The sequence below is a fragment of the Terrirubrum flagellatum genome (assembly GCF_022059845.1).
In the GTDB taxonomy this organism is placed as follows: domain Bacteria; phylum Pseudomonadota; class Alphaproteobacteria; order Rhizobiales; family Beijerinckiaceae; genus Terrirubrum; species Terrirubrum flagellatum.
The window spans coordinates 4,450,604-4,472,837 of sequence record NZ_CP091851.1 but is presented as its reverse complement, the minus strand read 5'-3'; the positions used below and the strand labels follow the sequence as shown (position 1 = coordinate 4,472,837).

Below are 22,234 nucleotides of genomic sequence, written 5' to 3'. Positions count from 1 at the left end.
TTTATGCCCAGTTCGAGAGCGTCCAAAACCTCGATAAAAGCAACGTCGTCAGCCGTGTTCCTTTTCCAGAACGCGGCTTCGAAAAGCTCTGTAAGACGCATTTCCCAAGGCTCTACCTTGAGATTTGAGGTCTTCAATTTTTGTCACCTCCGCGACCGACCAGTCCAGAGCTTCAGTGGAAACTTGATTCGGGAACAGGTGAAAAACGCTGGGGTATGATATCACAGCGCCAAAATCTGTCATATCCCAAGCAGCGTTATGGCTATAATCACTAATGGTTTTCGCCGAATTATTTTCGCAAACGAACTCTATAACTTCATCTAATAAAGCCAGTTCGGCAGCATTCAATCTCTCCAGATCGGGAGCCGCTTTGGCTATGAATTCCTTTTTCTTATAACCAAAATAATCCGCATCGCGAATTTCTAGTGCCCCGTCAGTTTCTAATTCCCGAAGAGTAGGAAGTAGCTGGTCACACGTTGGACCAAGCTTCCGTTTTCTATAGGTCGCGCCAGTTATTGCCGACCCCTCGCCTGCGTAACGAAGCATATCAGAAAAATACAAAACCTTATGCAGCTTCACAGCGCCCAACCGCGACGGTTGGCACTTCTCACATGTGTAGAGAATGACGGCTTTTAGTTTAGCCCGGTCAAATTGGATCAATACTCAAACTCCGGCCGTTGCGGCATTTTGAGTAAACCACAAACCTTCAACAAGTGTCAAGTATTTGATTTTAAATGTGAAAATTGATTCAGGATCAAGGGTTTAGCGCCCAAATCACCACCCCCTTCCGCTTCCCTGCCACCCGCAATTGCCCCCGCTTGGCCCGCTGTCCAAGCACCCCTACGATCATTGCCGAGACGGACATGCGGAGCACTCGGTCGGCGTCATCCCACCCCTTCGCCTTGATGATCGCCAGCGATAGCTCCCGCGTGTCGAGGCCGTCCGGGGCCTGACGAAGGGCCTCTAGGCAAAGCCCGAAAGCCTCGCCGCGCCGGAAGATGCGATTGAGCCCGACCGGAACCGGAAACTCTGTTGGCTCGCCCTTGGTCCGGAATAGGCGGAGCGTGGCGTTGACGTGGGCGAGGTCCGTTCGGGCGGCGTGAAGGCGTTTCTCGTATTGATCGATTATCGCCTCTAGCTCGTTCCGCTTGGCGGTGAGCGTCATCAAAATCTGTGCTTCGGCCATCTCGCATCATTGCAAAATCAGCGCGGTGCAGCGAGAATCCTGAAGGTGAGGTTGCTACCTAATGGCGGATAGTCGATGGCGCAAAGCCAGGCGGTCAGTCGCCGCGCCATGTTGGCCTCGCGATAGAGCGGGACCAGCACGGTGTAGGTCGGCAGTTTCTTGTCAGAGAGACGCGGCGCCTCATGCGAGACCGGCCAGCCGGGCGAAGCCGCGGCTGCGAGCCTGAGCGCCACGGTCACAAGAAACAGGCTGCCGATCGCGAGGCTGAGGCAAGCGAGCGCAAGGGCGGGGCTCCAGTAGAAGAGAGTCAGAAAGCCGAAGGTCGCGAAGACGATTGCGATCATGACAGGCGCGCCGGGACCATTCCGCGCGGAATCGAACGGTGAAGCGTCCGGCAATCGATGTGACGCCGCGAATTGAATCTGTGTCGCACAGGCTTTTTCGACGGCGCGCGCGAGTCGCGCCGGCGTCGTGATCACGAGCCCCCTGCCTGGCCTTCGCGCATCCCAGCCGAGCGCTTCGCGCAGGAAGCGCCCGCGCGGCGCCATGGCGAACCGCCAGCCGCGTGTATTCGGCGCGAGCGGCGCAAGACCATGCAGTTCCGCCTCCGGCCAGGATGTTTCAAGCGACGCCACGATGCGCCCGCCAGCGAAGGGGAGGTCGAGAAAGTCGGCGAGCGCGTGATAGCCGGCCTCCTCGCTGATCAGCCGATCGGCGATCGCCTGTTCAAGCGGATGCGCGCCCGTAGCGACCGCGCGCGCGATGCAGATCGCGGCGTTGCGGCTGTCGAGGCCCGCCGCAACGAGGATCGCGGCCTCGCGCGAATAGGGATAGCCGGTTTCGTGGATCGACATCGTCCGCCCGAGATGCCGTGAAAGTTGCAGGCTAAGGGAACGGCGCGCGGAATCCGGCTCGAAAAGAATCTTCAAGGCGCCGACAAATTGATTCAACCCTGACCGGATCGTGATCCTGGCGGCGAATGGCCGGCTGGTCCGGCCGGCGGTTTCGGCCCATGCTTTGCTTCGTTCGCCGCGAGGAGCCGAGCATGCGGACCCTTCTTCTGCGATGTTTTCCGGTCATTCTGGCGTTGGCGTCGGCGGTGCTCCCCGCGCGCGCCCAGAACGAGGATCGCTGCATCGGTCCCGTGGCGCAGCGCTCACCGCTATTGCATCAGGCGGCGCTGCGGATGGCCGCCGTGGCCGCGGGCGAAGTGCTGCTCACCTATATCGGCCACTCGACCTTCGTCATCGAGACGCCGGGCGGCGTGACCATCGGCACCGACTACAACGACTATGTCCGTCCGCGCGTCCCGCCCATGGTCGCGACGATGAACCATGCGCATTCGACTCATTACACGCTCAGTCCCGAACCGGAGATCAAGCATGTGTTGCGCGGCTGGGCCGAGCCGGGGCAGCCGGCCGACCATGATCTGCGCGTCGGCGATGTCCGCATCCGCAACGTGCCGACCAATATTCGCGACGGCTACGGCGCGACGGAATATTACGGCAATTCGATTTTCGTATTCGAGGCGTCAGGTCTCTGCGTCGCCCATCTCGGCCATTTGCATCACACGCTGACGCCGAAACATCTGCAGCAGCTCGGGCCGATCGATATCGTGCTTGTGCCGGTCGATGGCAGCTACACGCTCAATGTCGACGGCATGATCGAGGCGCTGAAGACGATCCATGCGCCGCTGATGATCCCGATGCATTATTTCGGACCATCGACCCTCCAGCGCTTTCTCGACAAGGCGCGGGCGCAGGGCTGGGATGTCGAGCGCAGCGAAAGTCCGAGCGCGACTCTGTCGCGCGCAGCAATCCCGCAGAAGCCGAAGGTGCTGGTGCTGCCGCCGACCGGGGGATGATCGACGGCGCAAGGAGCGCACGAGCGTGCGGCCCCGCACTGCGCCGCTTATCTGACTTCGGCTATCTGGCAATCTCTCCGGAGGCGTCGCATGCATTCCGCCGTCAGATCGCCCATCTCCCGCCGCGCCGTTTTACTCGCCTTTGCTGCTGTGTCTGCAACGGCTTTTGGTCCTTGCGCCGAAGCGGCCGAGACGATCTCGCCAGCGGGTCGAAGGCTCGCGGACATGCTCGATCGCATGGGCGTGGAGCAGCGCTGGATCGCGGGCCAGCATATCGAGTGGGAAACGGGGCTGCCTGATGGCCGTCCTTTATCGAACCGCGGCCGCCACACCCATTGCAGCGCGTTCGTCGCTTCGGCCGCGAAGCAACTTGGCGTCTATATCCTGCGGCCGCCCGAGCACGGGCAGACGCTTCTCGCCAATGCGCAATTCGAATGGCTCGCCGAAGAAGGCGCGCCCAACGGATGGCGTCCCGTCGCGGATGCGGCGATGGCGCAGCAGCTTGCGAACCGCGGCATGCTCGTGGTCGCCGCCTATCACAATCACTATGACGACAAGCCGGGCCACATCGCGATTGTCAGGCCAAGCGAGAAGAGCGCGGCGCAAATCGCCGTCGAAGGGCCCGATATCATTCAGGCGGGCACGCGGAACTACAGCCGAGTCAGCCTTCGCGAAGGCTTTTCAGGACACCGTTCTGCGTGGGGTCGTAATGAAGTCGCTTATTTCGCCCACGCCCTGAATTAAGCGCGAGCGCCGACCTCACAATCTCCGCAGCGCCACTTCCTCGATGGCGTGCGAGGCGCCCTTCTTCAGGATCAGGCTGGCGCGCGGGCGAGTCGGCAGGATGTTCTCGCGCAGATTGACGAGATTGATCGTGCTCCAGAGTTCTTCCGCGCGCGCCAGCGCCTGCTCATTCGTAAACTCGGTGTATTTGCGGAAGAAGGAGCGCGGGTCACGGAAGGCCGTCTCGCGCAGTCGCATGAAGCGCGAGACATACCAGTCGTGGAGGTGCTCTTCCTCGGCGTCGAGATAGATCGAGAAGTCGAAGAAGTCGGACACGAACGGAACCGCCTTGCCGTCCTTCGGCAGAGGCGCCGGCTGCAGCACGTTGAGCCCCTCGAAGATCAGAATGTCCGGCCGATCGACGGTGACATAGTCGCCGGGCACGACGTCATAGACGATGTGCGAATAGATCGGCGCTTTCACCGGCCGTTTGCCCGCCTTGATGTCGGCGACGAAGCGCAGCAACGCGGCGCCGTCATAGCTTTCGGGAAAACCCTTGCGCTGCATCAGGCCGCGCTTCTCAAGCTCGGCGTTGGGCAGCAGGAATCCGTCGGTCGTGACGAGATCGACCTTTGGCGTGTTCGGCCAGCGCGCGAGCAACGCCTGCAGCACGCGGGCTGTGGTGGATTTGCCGACAGCGACCGAGCCCGCGAGTCCGATGATGTAGGGGACCTTGGCTTCTTCCTCGGCGTAGAGGAAACGCTGGGTCGCCTTGAACAGCCCTTGCGTGGCCGCGACATAAAGCGAGAGCAGCCGCGACATCGGGAGATAGATCGCAGCGACCTCTTCGAGCGAGATCGGATCGTTGAGCGACTGCAGCCGCACGATCTCCTGCGCGGTCAGCGTCATCGGCGTGTCGGCGCGCAGCCGCGCCCATTCGTCGCGCGAGAAGACGCGATAGGGGGCGAGCGCGTCGTCGTCCCGGGGCGGATTGAGAAGCTGATCCATGACGCCTCGCGGGTCGGTCAGTCCGGTTTGCGCGCGGCTTTCTCCGCGAGCCCGGATTGGGAGGTGCGGCGCTCAAGCTCGTCAAGCACCGCCTGCAGGGACGCGCCGCGGGCGCGCAGGAGAACCATGAGATGATAAATAAGATCGGCGCTTTCAGAAACCAGCGCCGATTTGTTTTCTTCCATGGCGGCGATGACGGTTTCGACCGCCTCTTCGCCGAGCTTTTTGGCGATGCGCGCCGGCCCGGCGGCGATCAGCTTCGCAGTCCAGGATTGGGCGGGATCGGCGGCGGCGCGCTCGGCCACGATGCGTTCGAGATCATGCAGCGAGAACGGCATCTAGGTCATCCTCACGGGCACGCCAGCGGCGGCGAGCGCCTGCTTCGCCTGCCCGACCGTATAGGTCCCGAAATGGAAGATTGACGCGGCGAGCACCGCACTCGCATGGCCTTCGACCACGCCTTCGACGAGATGGTCGAGCGTTCCGACGCCGCCGGACGCGACCACAGGCACGCTGACCGCGTCCGCGATCTTGCGCGTCAGTTCGATGTCATAACCCGACTTGGCCCCGTCCTTGTCCATTGAGGTCAGCAGGATTTCGCCAGCGCCGTAGGAGACGAGTTTCTGCGCATGTTCGAGCGCATCGATCCCGGTCGCGTTGCGACCGCCATGCGTATAGATTTCGAACGGCGGATTATTGTGCGTATGCGCGCCGCGGCGCACGTCGATCGCGGCGACGATGCACTGGCTGCCGAATTTCTCCGCCGCCTCGCGCACGAACTCTGGTCGGCGCACTGCTTCGGTATTGATTGAGACCTTATCGGCGCCGGCGAGCAGCAGCGCGCGAATATCCTCGATCGTGCGCACGCCGCCGCCAACAGTCAGCGGCATGAAGCAGTTTTCCGCCGTGCGCCTGACGACGTCGAGCAGAGTGCCGCGGCCTTCATGACTTGCGGTGATGTCGAGAAATGTGAGTTCGTCCGCGCCGGCGGCGTCATAGGCTTTCGCCGCTTCGACGGGATCGCCGGCGTCGATGAGATCGACGAACTGCACGCCTTTCACGACGCGGCCGTCCTTGACGTCGAGACAGGGAATGATGCGGGTTTTCAGCATCAGGCTGCTCTTTCCCGCCGCGCATCGGCGAGAATCTTCAGCGCCGCAACGGGATCGATGCGCCCGTCATAGAGCGCGCGTCCGGAAATCGCGCCTTCGAGTCCGGCGCATTCGGGCGAAGCGAGCTTCGTGATATCGGCGAGCGACGCGACGCCGCCGGACGCGATCACTGGAATTGACGTAGCGTTCGCGAGCGCGATCGTGGCGTCCCAATTAACGCCGCCGAGCGCGCCGTCGCGATCGATGTCGGTGAAGATGATCGCTGCGACGCCGGCGTCCTCGAACCGCTTCGCCAGATCATGCGCATGCAGCGTCGATGTGTCGGCCCATCCTTCGACCGCGACGAAACCGTCGCGCGCGTCGATGCCGACGGCGATTTGTCCCGGAAATTTTTTCGCGGCCTCGCGCACCAGCGCCGGGTTTTTCACCGCCGCCGTGCCGATGATCACGCGGCGCACGCCGCGCGTCAGCCACGCTTCCACGGTCGCGAGATCGCGCACGCCGCCGCCAAGCTGCACGGGATTGCCAGTGGCTTTCAGGATTCCTTCAACGGCGGCCGCGTTCATCGGCTTGCCGGCGAAGGCGCCGTCGAGATCGACCACATGCAGCCAGGAAAAGCCTTGGTTCTCGAACGCGGCCGCCTGCGCGGCGGGATCGTCGTTGAACACGGTCGCCTGCGCCATGTCGCCCCTGATGAGGCGGACGCAGTGGCCTTCCTTGAGATCGATGGCGGGAAACAGGATCATGGCCGCCATCTCAGGAAATTCGCGATCAAGGCGAGCCCGAGCGTCTGGCTCTTCTCAGGATGGAACTGCGTGCCCGCCATGTTGTCGCGCGCCACCATCGCGGTGACCGTGCCACCGTGATCGGTGGTTGCGACGACCTCCGCATCATTCGTCGCGGCGAGATGATAGGAATGGACGAAATAGGCGTTGAGCCCGTCCGCGCCCGTTTTAACGCCCTGCAGCAGCGGGTGCGACCGGCCGACATCGATCGAATTCCAGCCCATGTGAGGGATCTTCAGCGCGGGATCGCCGGGCTTGATGATGACGACGTCGCCTGGAATCCAGCCAAGGCCCGCGGTCGTGACATATTCGAGCCCGCGGCTCGCCATGAGCTGCATGCCGACGCAGATGCCGAGGAACGGCTTACCCTTCACACGAACCGCTTCGGTCAGGGCGTCGACCATGCCGCCGACGGAATCAAGCCCACGCCGGCAGTCGGCGAAGGCGCCGACGCCCGGCAGGACAATCCGGTCCGCCTTCACGACGACATCGGGATCGCTGGTGACGGTGATCGGCGCATTGACGCCGGATTCCCGCGCCGCCCGCTCGAACGCCTTGTTCGCCGAGTGCAGGTTGCCGGAGCCGTAGTCGATGATGGCGACGCTCATCGCGGCCTTGCCTCGGGGAAGAGGCCGAGCACATGCGTGGGTGCCGCCGGCGGGATCGCCGGGACCGTCCGCCTCAATGGAGCTTCTGGCAGCGTATCGAGCTGCCCGGTCACGGAAAGGTCGGCAAGCAGCATAGCTGCGCGCGCATCCGCTTCCTCCCGGCCATGGGCGATCACCGCCCCGGCCTCGCGCCAGCCCATGCGGCGCAGGGTCCAGCGCTCGACCGAGGAGGCTTCCAGGCCCAGCAGCAGGTTGAAGGCGGCCTGGATCAGTCCGGCCGCGGGCTGAGGGAGTGGCAGGGTCCAGATCAAGGCGATGAGCAACCCCTGCAGGACGAGGACGCCAAGCAATCCCCACCAGAGCCGCTTCGCCAGGAACCAGAGCGGCCCGAAGACAATCGGCAAAGCTCGCAAGCCATCCTTTACGGGTACGAAACGATCCGTATCCGTAATATTATCCGCGTCCGGCGGGAGATGGATCGTCCAGCTCGCCATGGCTCAAAGCGCGCCCTTCGTCGACGGAATTCGTCCGGCCTCGCGGGGATCGATGGTCACAGCCGCCCTCAGCGCGCGCGCCAGCCCTTTGAAGCAACTCTCAGCGATATGGTGCGAGTTCGCGCCATGCAGCGTCTCCACATGCAATGTTATCGCCGCCTGCGTGGCGAACGCCTGAAAGAACTCGCGCACCAGCTCGGTGTCGAATGTCCCGATCTTGGCGCTGGGGAATTCGGTCTTGAAGACGAGATAGGGCCGACCCGAGATATCGAGCGCCACCCGCGTCAGAGCTTCGTCCATGGGCAGATCGAGGCTGGCGTAGCGGGCGATGCCCTTCTTGTCGCCGAGCGCGCGCAGGAGCGCCTGCCCAATGACAATACCGACATCTTCGACTGTGTGGTGATCGTCCACATGGGTGTCGCCTTCGGCGTCCACCTTGAGGTCGAACAAGGCGTGGCGGGCGAGCAACTCCAGCATATGGTCGAAGAAGCCGACGCCGGTGCGGATCGCGGCCTTGCCCGACCCGTCGATCGTCAGCTCCACCGAGACGCCGGTCTCGGCGGTCTTCCGGCTCACGCTCGCGCTGCGCATGCGCGCTCTCCAGATTGTTGCGGCGCACCCTTTACAGCGTGCGGGCGCGCGCGGGAAGCTCCGAAGCCGACGATGGTTTGCGGGACGCCGCGCCCGCCCCTATGTGAAGCGTCGCCTCACGGACCTTTCCATGGACGCCTCCAGCAACATTCCGACCTTCCACGCCACCACCATTCTGCTTGTCCGCAAGGGCGGCAAGGTGGTCATTGGCGGCGACGGTCAGGTCAGCCTTGGCCAGACCGTGATGAAGGGCAATGCGAAGAAGGTCCGCCGGCTCGGCAAGGGCGCCGTGATTGCAGGCTTCGCCGGCGCCACCGCCGACGCCTTCACCCTGTTCGAGCGGCTGGAGGCGAAGCTGGAGCAATATCCCGGGCAGCTCGCGCGCGCCTGCGTCGAACTCGCCAAGGATTGGCGGACCGACCGCTATCTCAGGCGGCTCGAAGCGATGCTGCTCGTCTCCGACAAGGCAGTGTCCTATCTCGTCTCGGGCACCGGCGATGTGCTCGAACCTGAAGATGGAATCATGGCGATCGGCTCCGGCGGCAATTACGCGCTCGCCGCCGCGCGCGCGTTGAAGGACGTTGATCTCGACGCCGAGGAAATCGTCCGGCGCGCGATGAAGATCGCAGCCGACATCTGCGTCTATACCAACCATAATCTCGTCATCGAGACGCTCGACGCATGAGCTTCAGCCGCGACGATATCCGCGCCGCGGCGACAGCCGGCGTCATCACGGCTGCGCAGACCGATCAGCTCGTCGCCTTCCTTGAAGCGCGTCGCCCGCCGCAAGCGGTGGCGCTTCCGACTGCTGCGGAGTCGATCGATGCCGACAATGAAAAATTCCGCGTGCTCGGCGGCTTCAACGATGTGTTCGTCGCGATCGGCGTGGCGCTGCTCTATGGCGCGCTGATGGTTGCCGGCGGCGTCGTGGCGCCGATTTTTCTGTCACTGTTCGGCGCGCTGGCCGCCTGGGGATTGTCGGAGATTTTCACCAGGCGCATGCGGCTCGCGCTGCCGAGCATCATGCTGAGCAATCTGTTCGCGCTGTCTTTCGCCGTGACGGTCATTTTCGTCGTGGCGATGTTCGACGGCGATGTGTCGGGAAGCGCGAGCCAGCGCACGCTGGGGCGGTCCTCGGAAATCTTCTCCGGCTTCTATGGAGTGGCGGGAGGGCTCTCCATCACGCTCGCCGCGTTCCTTCATTTCCGCAGATTCGGAGTTCCGATCGACTGGGCGATTGGCGCCGGCGGGCTGATTCTCGCGGCACTCGCTGTCGCGGGCGGCCCCCTCGCGCTCAAGGTCCCAGCTCTGTTTTTTGCGGCCTGCGGCTTCGCCGTTTTTGCACTCGCGCTGTCGCTTGATTTGTCCGATCCGCTCCGGCGCACAACGCGCAGCGACGCGGCGTTCTGGCTGCATCTGCTCGCCGCGCCACTGATGATTCATCCGCTTGTCGGCGGCCTTGCCGGATCGGTGTGGGCGCTGACGTCGGAGCGCGCGATGATGGTGCTGATCGCCTTCATCGTTATCGCGCTGATCTCGCTGACGATCGATCGGCGCGCGCTGCTCGTTTCGGGGTTGAGTTACACTGGCGCCGCGCTCGCCTTCTTCGTGCGCGGCGTCTCGTCGGGCAGCGGCGTTCTGATTCTCACGCTGCTCGCGCTCGCCGTCGTCGTTCTCTCGCTGAGCGCCGGCTGGTCCCGCCTGCGCGGATGGATCGTGCCGCTGCTCCCCCTGGGTGGATTCGCCGCGCGGCTGCCGCCGCCGGCGCGAAAAATCTGACGGGCGCCGCAATCATCATGCAGTTTGATCCCAACGCGAATCCGACATGACCACATTTTCCCCACGCGAGATCGTTTCCGAACTCGATCGCTATATCGTCGGCCAGAAGGAGGCGAAGCGCGCCGTCGCGATCGCCTTGCGCAATCGCTGGCGGCGTCAGCAACTCACCGGCGCCATGCGCGAGGAGGTGCTGCCGAAGAACATCCTGATGATCGGCCCGACCGGCTGCGGCAAGACCGAGATTGCGCGCCGTCTCGCGAAGCTCGCCAATGCGCCGTTCCTCAAGGTTGAGGCGACGAAATTCACCGAGGTCGGCTATGTCGGCCGCGATGTGGAATCGATCATCCGCGATCTCGTCGAGGTCGGCATCGCTCATGTCCGGCAGGCGAAGCGCAAGGCGGTGCAGGCGAAGGCTGAACTTGCGGCTGAAGAGCGCGTGCTCGATGCGCTGGTCGGCGCTGGCGCGAGCCCGGCGACGCGCGAGAGTTTTCGCCGCAAGCTGCGCATGAACGAGTTGAACGACAAGGAAATCGAGGTCGAACTGAAGGAGGCGTCGTCAGGCCTGCCCATGTTCGATTTGCCCGGCATGCCGGGCGCGTCGGTCGGCGCGATCAATCTCGGCGACATCTTCGGCAAGGCGATGGGCGGCGGCCGCGGCAAGCCGCGTCGTCTCGCCGTTGGCGATGCATACGGCCCGCTGATCAATGAGGAGGCCGACAAGATTCTCGATCAGGACGCCATCGTGCAGGAGGCGATCCGCGAGGTGCAGGACAACGGCATCGTGTTCCTCGACGAGATCGACAAGATCTGCGCCCGCGAGGGCCGCGCCGGCGCTGACGTATCGCGCGAGGGCGTGCAGCGCGATCTCCTGCCGCTGATCGAAGGCTCGACCGTCTCGACCAAGCACGGCGCGATAAAGACCGACCATATCCTGTTCATCGCATCGGGCGCGTTTCACGTCTCCAAGCCCTCCGATCTCTTGCCGGAGCTGCAGGGCCGCCTGCCGATCCGCGTGGAGCTGCAGGCGCTTGGCGAGGACGACTTCCGTCGCATCCTGACCGACACCGAGGCGAGCCTGATCAAGCAGTATGTGGCGCTGATGCAGACGGAAGGTCTCAAGCTCGAATTCACCGACGACTCCATCGGCGCGATCGCCAAGGTCGCTGCCGAGGTGAACGCCGCCGTCGAGAATATCGGCGCTCGCCGGCTTCAGACGGTGCTGGAGCGCATCCTCGACGACATCTCCTTCTCGGCCGCCGATCGCGCCGGCGAGACCGCTTCGATCGACGCCGCCTATGTCACGTCGCAGGTCGGCGAACTCGCGAAGAATGCGGATGTGAGCCGCTTCATTCTGTAGGTCGAATATCGGTTCGCGGGCGCGACGGAACTTTGGGCCGCCGCCGCCATTCTCGCGAAGTCTCCGGATTGGGCGTCCGGCGCGTTTCAAGCGCGCCGGGCGATTTCGTTTTACCGGACGAGCTCTGGTAACGCCCTGTTGAACATAAGCGATGGCGGGCGCCGAACTTAACGCGATCTGCGCAATTCCCCGTTTTGAAAGACGAGTGGTCGAAGTCATGAAACCCCTGCGTATCCTTATTCTGGAGGACGAGCCGCTGATCGCGCTCGACCTGGAGACCCTGGTCGCCGCAGCGGCGCCCAGCGAGGTCTGCTGGTCGCCGTCGATCGCGAAGGCTCGCCAACTGATCGCAGAGCAGATTGATTTTGCGCTCCTCGACATCGACGTCGAGGACGGCAAGACGTTCGAGTTCGCCCGCCTGCTCAATCAGAACGGCACGCCTTTCGCCTTCGTCTCCGGCTCGAAGGTCGACGAGGTGCCGCTGGAGCTGAGGCATGCCGCCTTCATCGCCAAGCCTTACCGGGCGGCCGAGATCGGACGCGTCATCGCCGAACGCGCGGCGATGACGCGGACGCGGGCGCACGCGCCGGCTTCGAACGACAACATCTCCACCGAATAGAGGCGACGCCAAGCGCCGGGGGCGCTTGCTCATCCGTTTCACGCCTGCCATAAGCGCCGCCGTTTTCACCGCCTGTTCGGGCCGGCGTCCAATCCGGCGATCCGCGCAGGCCGTTCTGGCAGGGGTCCAAACCATGGCGACGCCAACCGCTGGCGGCTTCAAGCCGCGCGTCTTCTCGGGCATGCAGCCCACCCACACCCTTCATCTCGGCAATTATCTCGGCGCCCTCGTGCGCTGGGTGGAAATGCAGAAGACGCACGACTGCATCTACTGCGTCGTCGATATGCATGCGATCACCACCGCGCAGGATCCGGCCGACCTCACGCGCTCGATCCGGGAGGTGGCGGCCGCCTATATCGCCGCCGGTATCGACCCCAGGGGCTCGATCCTCTTCAATCAGAGCCAGGTCGCCGAGCACGCAGAGCTCGCCTGGGTGTTCAATTGCGTGGCGCGCCTCGGCTGGCTCAACCGCATGACGCAGTTCAAGGAGAAGGCGGGCAAGGATCGCGAAAACGCGTCGATCGGGCTCTATGACTATCCCGTGCTGATGGCGGCCGACATCCTCGCCTACAAGGCGACGCATGTGCCTGTCGGCGAGGACCAGAAGCAGCATCTCGAGCTGACGCGCGACATCGCGCAGAAATTCAATAACGACTATGCCGCGCGCATCGCCGAGCGCGGCTTCGGCGAGCAATATTTCCCGTTGACCGAGCCTGTCATTGGCGGGCCGGCGGCGCGGGTCATGAGCCTGCGCGACGGCTCCAAGAAGATGTCGAAATCCGACCCTTCGGATTATTCGCGCATCAACCTGACTGACGACGCCGACGCGATCGCCCAGAAGATCCGCAAGGCGAAGACCGATCCGGACGCGCTGCCTTCCGAGGAAAAGGGTCTGGAGACGCGCCCCGAAGCCGACAATCTCGTTGGCATCTACGCCGCGCTGAAGTCTGTCACGAAGCAGCAGGCGCTCGACGAGATCGGCGGCCGGCAATTCTCGGCGTTCAAATCGGCGCTCGTCGATCTCGCGGTCGAGAAGCTCGGGCCTATCACATCGGAAATGCGCCGCCTGCTTGCTGATCCCGCCGAAATCGATCGCATTCTGGCGGACGGCGCCAGCCGGGCGCGTGGGATCGCCGCGCCGATCATGCGCGAGGTGCGCGAGATCGTTGGCTTCGTCGGCGGGTGTTGAACTGGAAGCACGGCTCCGGGCGTTGATTTGCGCCCGGAGCATTCCCAGTTAGACTCCGCCAGCGGAGCCGCTCATGAGCAAACGCCGACGATCCTTTGAATCCGGGCACCGGCCGAAATTTCTCGTCATCATCGACGGGACGCCGGAGAGCGCGGTCGCGATCCGTTTCGCCGGGCGGCGCGCGGCGCGCGTCATGGCCGGCGTCTCGATGCTGACCATCGTCGCGCCGCCGGAAGCGCCGCCGATCCTCGGCGTCGGCTCGCTGATGGAGGCCGAGGCGAAGGAAGAGGCGCAAGCGATGCTCGACGAAGCGGCCGGCGGTATGCGCGCGTTGGCCGGCGTCGAGCCGCAGACGCTGATCAAGGTTGGCGCGAAGGCCGACGAGATCGTCAAGCTGATCGACGAGGACGAGGACATCGCGTTCCTTGTGCTCGCCGCAGGCACCGGCAAGGAAGGGCCTGGACCTCTGGTGTCGTCACTCGCCGGCAAGAGCGCCGCGACGTTTCCGATCCCGATCGTGATCGTGCCGGGCCATCTCAAGCCCGAGGAGATCGACGCGCTGGCGTGAAGCCGGCGCGCCGCCATTTTCGGTTTCCCGTCTATTCCGCCGCTTGCGCGATGCGTTGGCCGCGATCGTTGGCTTCCCGCAACACGTTCATCGCATCGGCGTGCGCCGACTGATGGCTCGCCGCGATCATGTCCTCGTTCGGATTGATCAGCTTGCGGCCGAAGCGCGCGATGAAGCGCGACAGGTCGTCCATCACGCAGAAGAAGGACGGCACGAAGATCAGCGACAGCACCGTCGAGACGAGAAGCCCGCCGATCACCGCGATCGCCATCGGCGCGCGGAACTCGCCGCCGTCACCATAGCCGAGCGCTGTCGGCAGCATGCCGGCCGCCATGGCGATGGTCGTCATCACGATCGGCCGCGCGCGCTTGTGTCCGGCGTCGAGAATCGCCTCCTGCTGCTTGACGCCGCGCGCTTCCGACTCGACCGCGAAATCGACGAGCATGATCGCGTTTTTGGTGACAATGCCCATCAGCATCAGGATGCCGATCACAACAGGCATCGACACCGGATTGTTGGTGATCAGCAGCGCCGCCACCACGCCGCCGATCGAGAGCGGCAGAGAAAGCAGGATGGTGATCGGCTGGAACACGCTGCCGAACAGCAGGATCAGCACGCCGAGCACGAGCATGATGCCGAGCACCATCGCCTTGGCGAAACCGTCGAACACCTCGCCCATCACTTCCGCGTCGCCTGACTGCTGCACGCGCACGCCAGCTGGCAGATTCTTCGCTTCCGGGAGCGACAGCGACGTCTGCACCGCCTCGCCGAGCGGAATGACGCCGCCGAGATCGGCGCCGACCACGACTCGGCGCACGCGGTCGTAGCGGTCGATCGAAGCCGGCCCCTGGCCGAAATCGACATCCGCGACTGACGCCAGCGGAACCGTCGCGCCGGTCCCGCCTGCGATCATCATGTTCTGCACGAATCGCAGATCGCCGCGCGCCTGCGTCTGGAACTGCACGCGGATCGGCACCAGCCGGTCGCCGGCGTTGAACTTCGCGAGATTGGGGCCGACATCGCCGATCGTCGCGACGCGCACGGCGTCGGAGATCTGGTCCGTGGCGATTCCGAAGCGCGCAGCTTCATCGAAGCGCGGCGTGATGCGGATTTCAGGGCGATCCAGACCAGCGTTCGCCGCGACGTTCAGGAAGCCCGGCACGCGCCGCATGGCGCCTTCGAGATTGCCGACGGCGCGCGCCAGCGCGGCCGGGTCGCTCGACAGAAGCGACACCGACAATTCGCGATCGCCGCGCTCATTGACCTTGTAGACGCGCAGATCGGGCACGGCGGCGAGTCGCGCGGTGATTTCGCCTTCAAGCGCCTTCTGGTGACGTGGACGCTCGCTCTTCGGTCCGATCTGGATGACGAGGGTCGCCTTGCGCACGTCGCGCGCGCCGATCGCGGTCGCGCCGCCGATGACATAGACTTGGCGAACTTCCGGCGACTGCCGGATCACTGCGGCGGCCTCGTCGGTCTTGCGCATCATGTCGGGCACGGTCACACCCGGCGGCATCTCGAAGGAGAGCACGATGCGGCCATTGTCCTCAGGCGGAATGAATCCTGTCGGCAGGAACTGTGTCGCCCAGATCGTCGCCGAAAACAGGACGACGCCCGTGACGAGCGTGAGGTAAGCGGCGTTGAACGGGATACGGAACTTGTTCAGCGGCCAGATCGGAATGCGGAAGCGCTTGTGCGCCAGCGTGATGCGCAGAAAACCCATATAGGCGCGCATGACGAAACCGTCCTTGTGCTCCTTATGGTTCGGATTGCGCATGAGGTAGGCCGCCATCATCGGCGTGACGAGGCGCGCCACCAACAGCGAGAACAGCACCGCGATCACGACGGTGAGGCCGAACTGCTTGAAATACTGGCCGGCGATTCCCGGCATGAACGACACCGGAGCGAAGACCGCGACGATCGTCATGGTGATCGCGATGACCGCGAGTCCGATCTCGTCGGCCGCCTCCATGGCGGCGCGATAGGGCGATTTGCCCATGCGCATATGGCGTACAATATTCTCGATCTCGACGATGGCGTCGTCGACGAGGATGCCGGTCACCAGCGTCAGTGCGAGCAGGCTGACGAGGTTGAGCGAGAAGTGAATCGCCTCCATCGCCCAGAATGTCGGGATGATCGAAAGCGGCAGCGCCACCGCCGCGACGAGCGTCGCGCGCCAGTCCCGCAGGAAGATGAACACGACGACGACGGCCAGCAGCGCGCCCTCGACCAGCGTATGCATGGTCGAGCTGAAATTGCCGTAGGTGTAGGCGACCGCATCGTCGATCAGCGTGAAGCTGACGTTAGGATTGCGCTGGCGCAGTTCCGCGATCTTTTTCTCGACATTCGTCTTGACCACGAGTTCGCTCGCGCCCTTGGCGCGGAACACGTTGATCGTGACGACAGGGTCCTTGCCGTTGAGCCGCGCGAAGGAGCGCGGCTCTTCGAACCCATCGCTCACCGTCGCGATTTCGGAGAGCCTGACTTCGCGGCCGCCGGGCAGCATGATGCGCGTATTGGCGAGGTCTTCGACCGTGCGCGCCGCCGCGAGCGTACGGATCGACTGCTCCTTGCCGCCGATCTGTCCACGACCGCCGGCGAGATCGACGCTTGTCGAGCGCACCTGCTTGTTCACGTCGGACGCGGTGACGCCGAGCGACATCAGACGATCGGGATCGAGCGTGACCTGGATTTCGCGCGTCACGCCGCCATAGCGTTCGACCTGTCCGACCGCGCGCAATCCCTGCAGTTCGCGCTTCACCACATCATCGCCGAACCAGGAAAGCTGTTCGAGCGTCATGCCGGGTGAGGCGATGGCGTAGGACAGGATCGCCTGCCCCTCGACGTCGATGCGCTGGATGATCGGCTCGTCGATCGTGCGCGGAAGGTCGGCGCGAATTTTCGCGATCGCGTCTTTCACGTCGTTCACGGAGCGGTCGACATTGGTCTCGAGCTGGAATTCGATCGTCGTCGCCGAATTGCCGTCGGTCAGCGTCGACATGATGTGCTTGACGCCGGCGATGCCGGCGACCGCATCCTCGACCTTGCGTGCGACCTGCGTCTCGAGTTCGGCCGGCGCAGCGCCCTGCTGCGTCACGGTGACGAGCACGACCGGCACGTCGATGTTCGGGAATTTGGTGACGGAGATCGACTTGAACGAGAAGAGCCCCATCAGCATGAGCACGCCGAACATCACGATCGCGGGGATCGGACGCCGGATCGAAAAGGCGGAGAAATTGACCGAGCTTGAAGCCATGGATCTGACCGCTTCATTTTGCCGAGGCGGTGCGCGCGACGGGCGTCACGCGATCGCCGTTGCGCACGAAGGTGCCGGAGATGGCGATCACGTCCTCGCCCTCCTTCACGCCGTCTTCGATCTGCGCCATGCCGTTTGATTTGATGCCGACTTTCACCGCGCGCGTCTGCACCATGCCGTCGACCACCACCTGGATTTCCGTGCGGTCCGCGGTCGTGAGCACCGCCGATTGCGGCACGGCCAGTCCTGTGCGCCGCGCAATCTCGATGGTCGCGCGCGCAAACGAGCCGATCGACGGCATGCGCGGCGTATCGAGCGTCAGCCGCACGCGGCCGAGCCGCGTCGTCCGGTTGATCTCCGGCGACACGAGCCGCACCTGACCGCGGATCGGCTCGTCCGAGCCGGCGATTGTCGCCTCGATCTTTTGCCCAGGCTTCAGACGCGCGAGAACGGTTTCCGAGACGTCGGCCTCGATCTCGACCACGCCGTCCTTGATGATGCGGAACAGCGGATCCTGACTGCCCGAGACGATCGCGCCGATCTTCGCCGTGCGCCGGCTGACGACGCCATCGACCGGCGACTTGATGTCGGTGCGCGCGATCCTGAGTTCGGTGTCCTTGCGTTGCGCGAGCGTCTGCTGGCGATCGGCTTCCGCAAGCGACAGCCCTTCCTTCGCGGCGTTGAGTTTCGCCTGGGCGCCGCGCGCGCTCGCCGTCTTCTGGTCGATCACTTCTTTCGAGGCGAAGCCGCTGCGATCGAGCTGCTTCGAGCGTTCAAGCGTCGCGTTCGACCAGACGAGATCGGCCTCCGCCTGCGCGATCTGCGCTTTCGCCTGATCGATCGACGCGTCGATCTTCAACAGCGCGGCCGTGTTCTGCAGCAGCATGATGTCGAGCGTTTCACGCGACAGGCGCGTAAGGGTCTGGCCTGCTTTCACGCGGTCGCCCTCGTCGGCGGAAAGCTCGACGATGCGCAGCCCGTCCACTTCAGGGCCGACCAGCGCCTCATCGCGCGGCGTCAGCGTGCCGGACACGAACACAGTCTCGGCGAGCTCCGTCGGAACCGCGCGAACGACAGTCACCGCTGGCGGCGGCGTCGCGGGCAGCGTCGCCTTGTCCTCGGCGGAGGCCGGTCGCGTGATACCGAGCGCGCAGACGCAGGTCAGGACGGAAAGGAAAAAGCGGGAAGTCATGACGTCCTCAAACGGTCGCCGCAGCGTTGGCCGCCGCTGGCTTGTCTGGTGTTGGTTGCTCAAGGCGATGCGCGGCCGGTTTGTCTGGCGTTTCGGAGACAGGCGCTTCGTCGACGCCGAGCAGCTGACGCACAAGCGTCATCATCACGGGGACGGCTGTCGCCTGATCAAAGTCGGGATCGAGGGTGATGCGCTGGCACATGCCGTCGCCGATCACCATCATCATGGCTGCGAGCGTATCGAGATCGTAGAGCGGCTTGATGCGCCCGGCGGCGATCTGCGTCGCAAGCGCTTTTTTGAATACCTCCCGGATCACGCGATCGATGCGCCGCCATTGCTCGGCCACTGCAGGATTGCGCGTGGCGGCGGCGGCGATCTCCATGAACAGCACGCGCCGGTATAGCGGCTCGTCGATCAGATAATGCTGGGCCATTCCGTCGAGAGCCGCCAGAAAGTCCGGAGCATCGCCGAGACGCATGAAATCAACGGCGATGCGCTCGCGGTCGCGCTCGGTGATGCCGGCGATCAGGTCTTCCTTCGACTTGAAATAGAGATAGGCGCCGCCGGCGGAGACGCCGGCGTCGGCGCATATCTCGGCGATGGTCGCGCCCTGGAAGCCGCTACGCGCAAAGCAGCGCTCTGCCGCGTCGAGGATGCGATCGCGCCGTTTGGTCTGACGATCTGGCGTAATTTTGGGCATGTTATAACAAAACGAACGGACGTTCGTTTTTTATTGCCGGAAAACGGCCTTTGCGTCAAGGAGCGGCAACAGTCGGAAATAGAAACGCCGCCCGAAGGCGGCGCTTGTAAGGCGAAATCTGACCAAACGTCAGGAGCCGGCCTTCTTGTAGGCGTCGACGATCGCCTGTCCGTCCGAGCCGGCGCGCTTCAGCCAGTCGGTGGTCAGTTGGTCGCCGGCCTTACGGAAGCCGGCGGCGAGTTCGGGCGAGGGCGGCATGACTTTCATGCCCTTCGCCTTCAGCTGGTCGAGATACCAGCCCGCCTTGTCCTGCCACATCTTCCAGCCGCGGGTTTCAGCGGTGGCGGCGGCCTTCAGGATCGCTTCCTGCTGGTCCTTTGGCAGCGCGTCAAAGGCGGCCTTGTTCACGAAGGTGAAGTCCTTCGGAATCCAGGCCTGCACGTCATAGAAGTGATCGAGAGACTCCCAGACCTTGCTGTCGTAGCCGGTGCCGCCCGACGACATGAACGAGTTGACGACGCCGGTCGCGAGCGCCTGCGGCAGCTCCGCCGCCTGGATGGTGACCGACTGCGCGCCGACGAGTTCGCCGATCCGCGCCGTGCCGACATTGTAGGAGCGCCATTTCAGGCCCTTCATGTCGTCGATCGTGTTGAGGTCCTTCTTCGCGTAGATGCCCTGCGGCGCCCACGGCACCGCGAAAAGCAGCATGATGCCCTGCGCCGCAAGCTTCTTCTCCACGGCGGGCTTCGAAGCTTTGTAAAGCTTCATCGAGTCCGCGAAGCTGACGGCGAGGAACGGCACGACGTCGATGCCGAAGATCGGGTCTTCATTCTCGTGGATCGAGAGCAGCACTTCGCCCATCTGCGCCTGCCCGGTCGCGACCGCCCGCTTGATGTCCGGCGCCTTGAACAACGAGGCGTTGGGATGAACGGTGATCTTGAGCTTGCCTCCCGTTGCGGCCTCCACGTCCTTCGCGAACAGGACGAGATTTTCCGAATGCGGATTGTCGGCGGGATAGCCGGCCGGGAGATTCCACGCGGTCTGGGAAAGCGCAGGCGCTGCAGCAAGGCTGGTAAGCGCGGCCCCCGCGACGATCGAAGCGAGAAAACGTCGGTTCATCGAAATCCTCCTCCTGAAAGCGGATTGAAGCGCATCGCGTCGCGTTACGGAAGCCTGCCCGCCGCCCGCCTTTGGACTCAGTCGGGAAAAGCCAGCTTGGGCAGCACCAGCACGATCTGCGGAAAAGTTGTGATGATGATCACGGCCACGTTCAGCAGCAGGAAGAAGGGCAGCGCCGCTTTCGCCACTGTGAAGGTGTCGCGGCCGCTCATGTTCTGCAGCACGAACAAATTAAAGCCCACCGGCGGCGTGATCTGCGCCATCTCCACATGGATGATGAGATAGACGCCGAACCAGACGAGATCGAAGCCCGCCTGCTTCACCATCGGCAGCACGATCACCGCAGTCAGCACGATCATCGAAATGCCGTCGATGAGACAGCCGAGGATGATGTACATGATGGTCAGCGCGAACACGAGCTTGTGCGGCGTGAGGTTCTGGCCCTGAACCCATTCCGCCAGCGCATTCGGGATGCCGGTGTAGGCCATCGCCGCCGTGGTGAAGGCGGCGCCTGCGAGGATCAGCATGATCATGCAGGTGAGCCGCGTCGCGCTCATGATGCTGGTGAAGAAGGTTTCGCGCGTCAGCGTGCCGGAGAACCATGCAAGAATGAGCGCGCCGACAACGCCCCACGCGGCGCACTCGGTCGCCGTCGCGATGCCGAAGATCAGCGAGCAGAACACGCCGAGGATCAGCAGCATGATCGGGATGAGCTTGCGCGACTCCTTCAGCTTCGCCCGGAACGGCATCACGGGATCGCGCGGCGGCGTCTTCTTCGGATTGAGCAGCGACCAGATGATGATGTAACCGGAATAGAGCCCCATCACGAGCGCGCCGGGCAGGAAGCCGCCAAGAAACACCTGCAGCACGGACACGTTCGCCGTCACCGCATAGACCACCATGGGAATGGAAGGCGGGATCAGCAGCCCGAGCGTGCCGGCGCCGGCGAGTGATCCCAGACTCATATTCTTGTCGTAGCCGCGTTTCTCCAGTTCCGGCAGCGCGATCTTGCCGATTGTCGCGCAGGTCGCCGCAGACGAGCCCGACACAGCCGCGAAAATGCCGCAGCCGACGACGTTCACATGCATCAACCGTCCGGGCAGCCATTGCAGCCAGGGCGACAGGCCGCGGAACATCTCTTCCGACAATTTTGTGCGGAACAGAATTTCGCCCATCCAGATGAAGAGCGGCAAGGCGGCGAGCGTCCAGGATGCGCTGGCGCTCCATGTTGTTGTCGCGAGCACGGCGCCAATGGGAACGCTGGTCGTCAGAAACATCGCGAGCAGGCCAACGAGGCCGAGGCCGATTGCGATCCAGACGCCGCTCGCGAGCACGAGACAGAGAAAGCCGAGCAGGATGAGCGACAGCTCGGCGAGCCCGAACGAGCCGATCATGATCAGACGCCCCCGCCTTCGGCGACGCGCGCGACCAGCTCTTCAGGCGAGGCGGGCGGCTCCTTGTCGAAGCTCGGATTGTTGCCGCGCGCCACATAAACGATCTCGTCGATGATGGCGATGGCGAGGATCACGAGGCCGATCGCAAGCCCCGATTGCGGAATCCAGAGCGGCATGGCGACGACGCCCTGCGCCATATCGTTGAAGCGCCAGGAATCGTAGACCATTTCTATCATATAGCGCCCGAAATAGAGGATGAATACGAGGGCGACCCCGAGCGACAACAGCTCGAAGGCGCGCTTCGTCCGTCCATGCAGCCGTTCGAGCAGCAGCCCCACGCGGATCATGTCGCCTGATTTAAAGGTGTGGGCGAGACCGAGAAACGCCATCGCGGCCATGGCCCAGGCGGTGAAATCGTCGCCGGCGGGAACATTGACGCCGATCTGGCGGCCGGCCGACAGGGCGATCATGAGAAGGAAAATGAGGACCAGAAAGGCGCCGGCCAGCCAGCCCGCGCCGAGATAAAGCGCATCAAGAAATCGTCCAAAACCGGATCGTTGCGCTCCGGCGCCCGCTTCGCCCGCCATAAGGCCCCCTGCATTCTTTGCCTTGGCAAGGATGCAAGCATGCAGCCAAGCGGATGGACAAGAGAGCCGCGGATTCAACCCCCGGTTTTTGCGCAGCCGGTCC

Annotated in this window: 24 protein-coding genes; 8 read left to right on the top strand and 16 right to left on the bottom strand. The window is 63.8% G+C overall.

Annotated features, from left to right (window positions below; all coding sequences use genetic code 11):
• Positions 1 to 48: 48 nt before the first annotated feature.
• From L8F45_RS21570 to L8F45_RS21560, 3 genes are all read right to left on the bottom strand, one after another.
• Entirely contained in the window at positions 49 to 660 is a 612-nt protein-coding gene (locus tag L8F45_RS21570; RefSeq protein ID WP_342359901.1) for a Panacea domain-containing protein, read from the bottom strand.
• 94 nt (positions 661 to 754) lie between these two features.
• Complete coding sequence (locus tag L8F45_RS21565) at positions 755 to 1,186, bottom strand: hypothetical protein (protein WP_342359900.1); 432 nt, start codon at positions 1,184 to 1,186, stop codon at positions 755 to 757.
• Between the two features lie 17 nt (positions 1,187 to 1,203).
• A complete protein-coding gene (locus tag L8F45_RS21560; RefSeq protein ID WP_342359899.1) occupies positions 1,204 to 2,040 on the bottom strand; it encodes a hypothetical protein in 837 nt (278 codons plus the stop codon).
• Positions 2,041 to 2,231: 191 nt separating this feature from the next.
• On the opposite strand from L8F45_RS21560, the gene L8F45_RS21555 reads away from it, so the two are divergent.
• Both L8F45_RS21555 and L8F45_RS21550 read left to right on the top strand, forming a co-directional pair.
• Positions 2,232 to 3,050, top strand: coding sequence for an MBL fold metallo-hydrolase (locus L8F45_RS21555; protein ID WP_342359898.1), 819 nt, complete (start codon positions 2,232 to 2,234; stop codon positions 3,048 to 3,050).
• A gap of 225 nt (positions 3,051 to 3,275) precedes the next feature.
• On the top strand, positions 3,276 to 3,794 hold the full coding sequence (locus tag L8F45_RS21550; RefSeq protein ID WP_342359897.1) for a hypothetical protein: 519 nt from the start codon (positions 3,276 to 3,278) through the stop codon (positions 3,792 to 3,794).
• Positions 3,795 to 3,809: 15 nt separating this feature from the next.
• On the opposite strand, the gene coaA is transcribed toward L8F45_RS21550, so the two are convergent.
• From coaA to hisB, 7 genes are read right to left on the bottom strand one after another with little or no spacing between them, the layout of a single operon-like run.
• Complete coding sequence (gene coaA / locus L8F45_RS21545; RefSeq protein WP_342359896.1) at positions 3,810 to 4,781, bottom strand: type I pantothenate kinase; 972 nt, start codon at positions 4,779 to 4,781, stop codon at positions 3,810 to 3,812.
• A 17-nt stretch (positions 4,782 to 4,798) separates the two neighbouring features.
• On the bottom strand, positions 4,799 to 5,119 hold the full coding sequence (locus L8F45_RS21540; RefSeq protein ID WP_342359895.1) for a phosphoribosyl-ATP diphosphatase: 321 nt from the start codon (positions 5,117 to 5,119) through the stop codon (positions 4,799 to 4,801).
• Complete coding sequence (gene hisF, locus L8F45_RS21535; RefSeq protein ID WP_342359894.1) at positions 5,120 to 5,893, bottom strand: imidazole glycerol phosphate synthase subunit HisF; 774 nt, start codon at positions 5,891 to 5,893, stop codon at positions 5,120 to 5,122.
• Positions 5,893 to 6,639: a 1-(5-phosphoribosyl)-5-[(5-phosphoribosylamino)methylideneamino]imidazole-4-carboxamide isomerase gene (gene hisA, locus L8F45_RS21530; RefSeq protein WP_342363530.1), complete on the bottom strand. Its 747-nt coding sequence runs from the start codon at positions 6,637 to 6,639 to the stop codon at positions 5,893 to 5,895. Before hisA ends, hisF begins: the two co-directional genes overlap by 1 nt.
• A complete protein-coding gene (gene hisH / locus L8F45_RS21525; RefSeq protein WP_342359893.1) occupies positions 6,636 to 7,286 on the bottom strand; it encodes an imidazole glycerol phosphate synthase subunit HisH in 651 nt (216 codons plus the stop codon). Before hisH ends, hisA begins: the two co-directional genes overlap by 4 nt.
• On the bottom strand, positions 7,283 to 7,780 hold the full coding sequence (locus L8F45_RS21520) for a DUF2628 domain-containing protein (RefSeq protein WP_342359892.1): 498 nt from the start codon (positions 7,778 to 7,780) through the stop codon (positions 7,283 to 7,285). Before L8F45_RS21520 ends, hisH begins: the two co-directional genes overlap by 4 nt.
• Before the next feature lie 3 nt (positions 7,781 to 7,783).
• Positions 7,784 to 8,371, bottom strand: a complete 588-nt coding sequence (gene hisB, locus L8F45_RS21515; RefSeq protein WP_342359891.1) for an imidazoleglycerol-phosphate dehydratase HisB — start codon at positions 8,369 to 8,371, stop codon at positions 7,784 to 7,786.
• Between the two features lie 130 nt (positions 8,372 to 8,501).
• Between hisB and hslV the strand changes: the two genes are divergently transcribed.
• The 6 genes from hslV to L8F45_RS21485 all read left to right on the top strand — a co-directional run bounded on the left by hslV (position 8,502) and on the right by L8F45_RS21485 (position 13,883).
• Positions 8,502 to 9,056 carry an ATP-dependent protease subunit HslV gene (gene hslV / locus L8F45_RS21510; protein WP_342359890.1) on the top strand — a complete coding sequence of 185 codons (555 nt, stop codon included), beginning with the start codon at positions 8,502 to 8,504 and terminating at the stop codon, positions 9,054 to 9,056.
• A complete protein-coding gene (locus tag L8F45_RS21505) occupies positions 9,053 to 10,150 on the top strand; it encodes a hypothetical protein (protein WP_342359889.1) in 1,098 nt (365 codons plus the stop codon). The genes hslV and L8F45_RS21505 overlap by 4 nt, the downstream gene beginning before the upstream one ends.
• Before the next feature lie 46 nt (positions 10,151 to 10,196).
• The gene (gene hslU / locus L8F45_RS21500) at positions 10,197 to 11,507 is read left to right on the top strand and encodes an ATP-dependent protease ATPase subunit HslU (RefSeq protein ID WP_342359888.1); all 1,311 of its coding nucleotides are present in this window, start codon (positions 10,197 to 10,199) and stop codon (positions 11,505 to 11,507) included.
• Positions 11,508 to 11,724: 217 nt separating this feature from the next.
• Positions 11,725 to 12,126, top strand: a complete 402-nt coding sequence (locus L8F45_RS21495; RefSeq protein ID WP_342359887.1) for a response regulator — start codon at positions 11,725 to 11,727, stop codon at positions 12,124 to 12,126.
• A 133-nt stretch (positions 12,127 to 12,259) separates the two neighbouring features.
• Positions 12,260 to 13,315 (top strand): tryptophan--tRNA ligase, encoded by a 1,056-nt coding sequence (gene trpS / locus L8F45_RS21490; protein WP_342359886.1) that lies wholly within the window; start codon positions 12,260 to 12,262, stop codon positions 13,313 to 13,315.
• Between the two features lie 73 nt (positions 13,316 to 13,388).
• Positions 13,389 to 13,883: a universal stress protein gene (locus L8F45_RS21485; RefSeq protein ID WP_342359885.1), complete on the top strand. Its 495-nt coding sequence runs from the start codon at positions 13,389 to 13,391 to the stop codon at positions 13,881 to 13,883.
• 31 nt (positions 13,884 to 13,914) lie between these two features.
• Here L8F45_RS21485 and L8F45_RS21480 read toward each other — a convergent pair whose 3' ends face one another.
• From L8F45_RS21480 to L8F45_RS21455, 6 genes are all read right to left on the bottom strand, one after another.
• Positions 13,915 to 17,139, bottom strand: coding sequence for an efflux RND transporter permease subunit (locus L8F45_RS21480; protein WP_342359884.1), 3,225 nt, complete (start codon positions 17,137 to 17,139; stop codon positions 13,915 to 13,917).
• Between the two features lie 13 nt (positions 17,140 to 17,152).
• Complete coding sequence (locus L8F45_RS21475; RefSeq protein ID WP_342359883.1) at positions 17,153 to 18,331, bottom strand: efflux RND transporter periplasmic adaptor subunit; 1,179 nt, start codon at positions 18,329 to 18,331, stop codon at positions 17,153 to 17,155.
• Between the two features lie 7 nt (positions 18,332 to 18,338).
• On the bottom strand, positions 18,339 to 19,031 hold the full coding sequence (locus L8F45_RS21470) for a TetR/AcrR family transcriptional regulator (protein ID WP_342359882.1): 693 nt from the start codon (positions 19,029 to 19,031) through the stop codon (positions 18,339 to 18,341).
• 129 nt (positions 19,032 to 19,160) lie between these two features.
• The gene (locus L8F45_RS21465; protein WP_342359881.1) at positions 19,161 to 20,150 is read right to left on the bottom strand and encodes a TRAP transporter substrate-binding protein; all 990 of its coding nucleotides are present in this window, start codon (positions 20,148 to 20,150) and stop codon (positions 19,161 to 19,163) included.
• A gap of 77 nt (positions 20,151 to 20,227) precedes the next feature.
• On the bottom strand, positions 20,228 to 21,544 hold the full coding sequence (locus L8F45_RS21460) for a TRAP transporter large permease (protein ID WP_425329945.1): 1,317 nt from the start codon (positions 21,542 to 21,544) through the stop codon (positions 20,228 to 20,230).
• Between the two features lie 2 nt (positions 21,545 to 21,546).
• On the bottom strand, positions 21,547 to 22,131 hold the full coding sequence (locus L8F45_RS21455) for a TRAP transporter small permease (protein ID WP_342359880.1): 585 nt from the start codon (positions 22,129 to 22,131) through the stop codon (positions 21,547 to 21,549).
• Between the last annotated feature and the right edge of the window lie 103 nt (positions 22,132 to 22,234).

What these genes read in the sequence shown, in the direction of transcription:
- hisH (WP_342359893.1), bottom strand. Translation starts at nt 7,286, where the DNA reads ATGAGCGTCGCCATCATCGACTACGGCTCCGGCAACCTGCACTCGGCG.
- L8F45_RS21460 (WP_425329945.1), bottom strand. Translation starts at nt 21,544, where the DNA reads ATGATCGGCTCGTTCGGGCTCGCCGAGCTGTCGCTCATCCTGCTCGGC.
- coaA (WP_342359896.1), bottom strand. Translation starts at nt 4,781, where the DNA reads ATGGATCAGCTTCTCAATCCGCCCCGGGACGACGACGCGCTCGCCCCC.
- hisB (WP_342359891.1), bottom strand. Translation starts at nt 8,371, where the DNA reads ATGCGCAGCGCGAGCGTGAGCCGGAAGACCGCCGAGACCGGCGTCTCG.
- L8F45_RS21565 (WP_342359900.1), bottom strand. Translation starts at nt 1,186, where the DNA reads ATGGCCGAAGCACAGATTTTGATGACGCTCACCGCCAAGCGGAACGAG.
- L8F45_RS21550 (WP_342359897.1), top strand. Translation starts at nt 3,276, where the DNA reads ATGCTCGATCGCATGGGCGTGGAGCAGCGCTGGATCGCGGGCCAGCAT.
- hisF (WP_342359894.1), bottom strand. Translation starts at nt 5,893, where the DNA reads ATGCTGAAAACCCGCATCATTCCCTGTCTCGACGTCAAGGACGGCCGC.
- L8F45_RS21480 (WP_342359884.1), bottom strand. Translation starts at nt 17,139, where the DNA reads ATGGCTTCAAGCTCGGTCAATTTCTCCGCCTTTTCGATCCGGCGTCCG.
- hslV (WP_342359890.1), top strand. Translation starts at nt 8,502, where the DNA reads ATGGACGCCTCCAGCAACATTCCGACCTTCCACGCCACCACCATTCTG.
- hslU (WP_342359888.1), top strand. Translation starts at nt 10,197, where the DNA reads ATGACCACATTTTCCCCACGCGAGATCGTTTCCGAACTCGATCGCTAT.
- L8F45_RS21485 (WP_342359885.1), top strand. Translation starts at nt 13,389, where the DNA reads ATGAGCAAACGCCGACGATCCTTTGAATCCGGGCACCGGCCGAAATTT.
- L8F45_RS21455 (WP_342359880.1), bottom strand. Translation starts at nt 22,131, where the DNA reads ATGGCGGGCGAAGCGGGCGCCGGAGCGCAACGATCCGGTTTTGGACGA.
- L8F45_RS21465 (WP_342359881.1), bottom strand. Translation starts at nt 20,150, where the DNA reads ATGAACCGACGTTTTCTCGCTTCGATCGTCGCGGGGGCCGCGCTTACC.
- L8F45_RS21475 (WP_342359883.1), bottom strand. Translation starts at nt 18,331, where the DNA reads ATGACTTCCCGCTTTTTCCTTTCCGTCCTGACCTGCGTCTGCGCGCTC.
- L8F45_RS21555 (WP_342359898.1), top strand. Translation starts at nt 2,232, where the DNA reads ATGCGGACCCTTCTTCTGCGATGTTTTCCGGTCATTCTGGCGTTGGCG.
- trpS (WP_342359886.1), top strand. Translation starts at nt 12,260, where the DNA reads ATGGCGACGCCAACCGCTGGCGGCTTCAAGCCGCGCGTCTTCTCGGGC.
- L8F45_RS21560 (WP_342359899.1), bottom strand. Translation starts at nt 2,040, where the DNA reads ATGTCGATCCACGAAACCGGCTATCCCTATTCGCGCGAGGCCGCGATC.
- L8F45_RS21495 (WP_342359887.1), top strand. Translation starts at nt 11,725, where the DNA reads ATGAAACCCCTGCGTATCCTTATTCTGGAGGACGAGCCGCTGATCGCG.
- hisA (WP_342363530.1), bottom strand. Translation starts at nt 6,639, where the DNA reads ATGATCCTGTTTCCCGCCATCGATCTCAAGGAAGGCCACTGCGTCCGC.
- L8F45_RS21505 (WP_342359889.1), top strand. Translation starts at nt 9,053, where the DNA reads ATGAGCTTCAGCCGCGACGATATCCGCGCCGCGGCGACAGCCGGCGTC.
- L8F45_RS21470 (WP_342359882.1), bottom strand. Translation starts at nt 19,031, where the DNA reads ATGCCCAAAATTACGCCAGATCGTCAGACCAAACGGCGCGATCGCATC.
- L8F45_RS21520 (WP_342359892.1), bottom strand. Translation starts at nt 7,780, where the DNA reads ATGGCGAGCTGGACGATCCATCTCCCGCCGGACGCGGATAATATTACG.
- L8F45_RS21540 (WP_342359895.1), bottom strand. Translation starts at nt 5,119, where the DNA reads ATGCCGTTCTCGCTGCATGATCTCGAACGCATCGTGGCCGAGCGCGCC.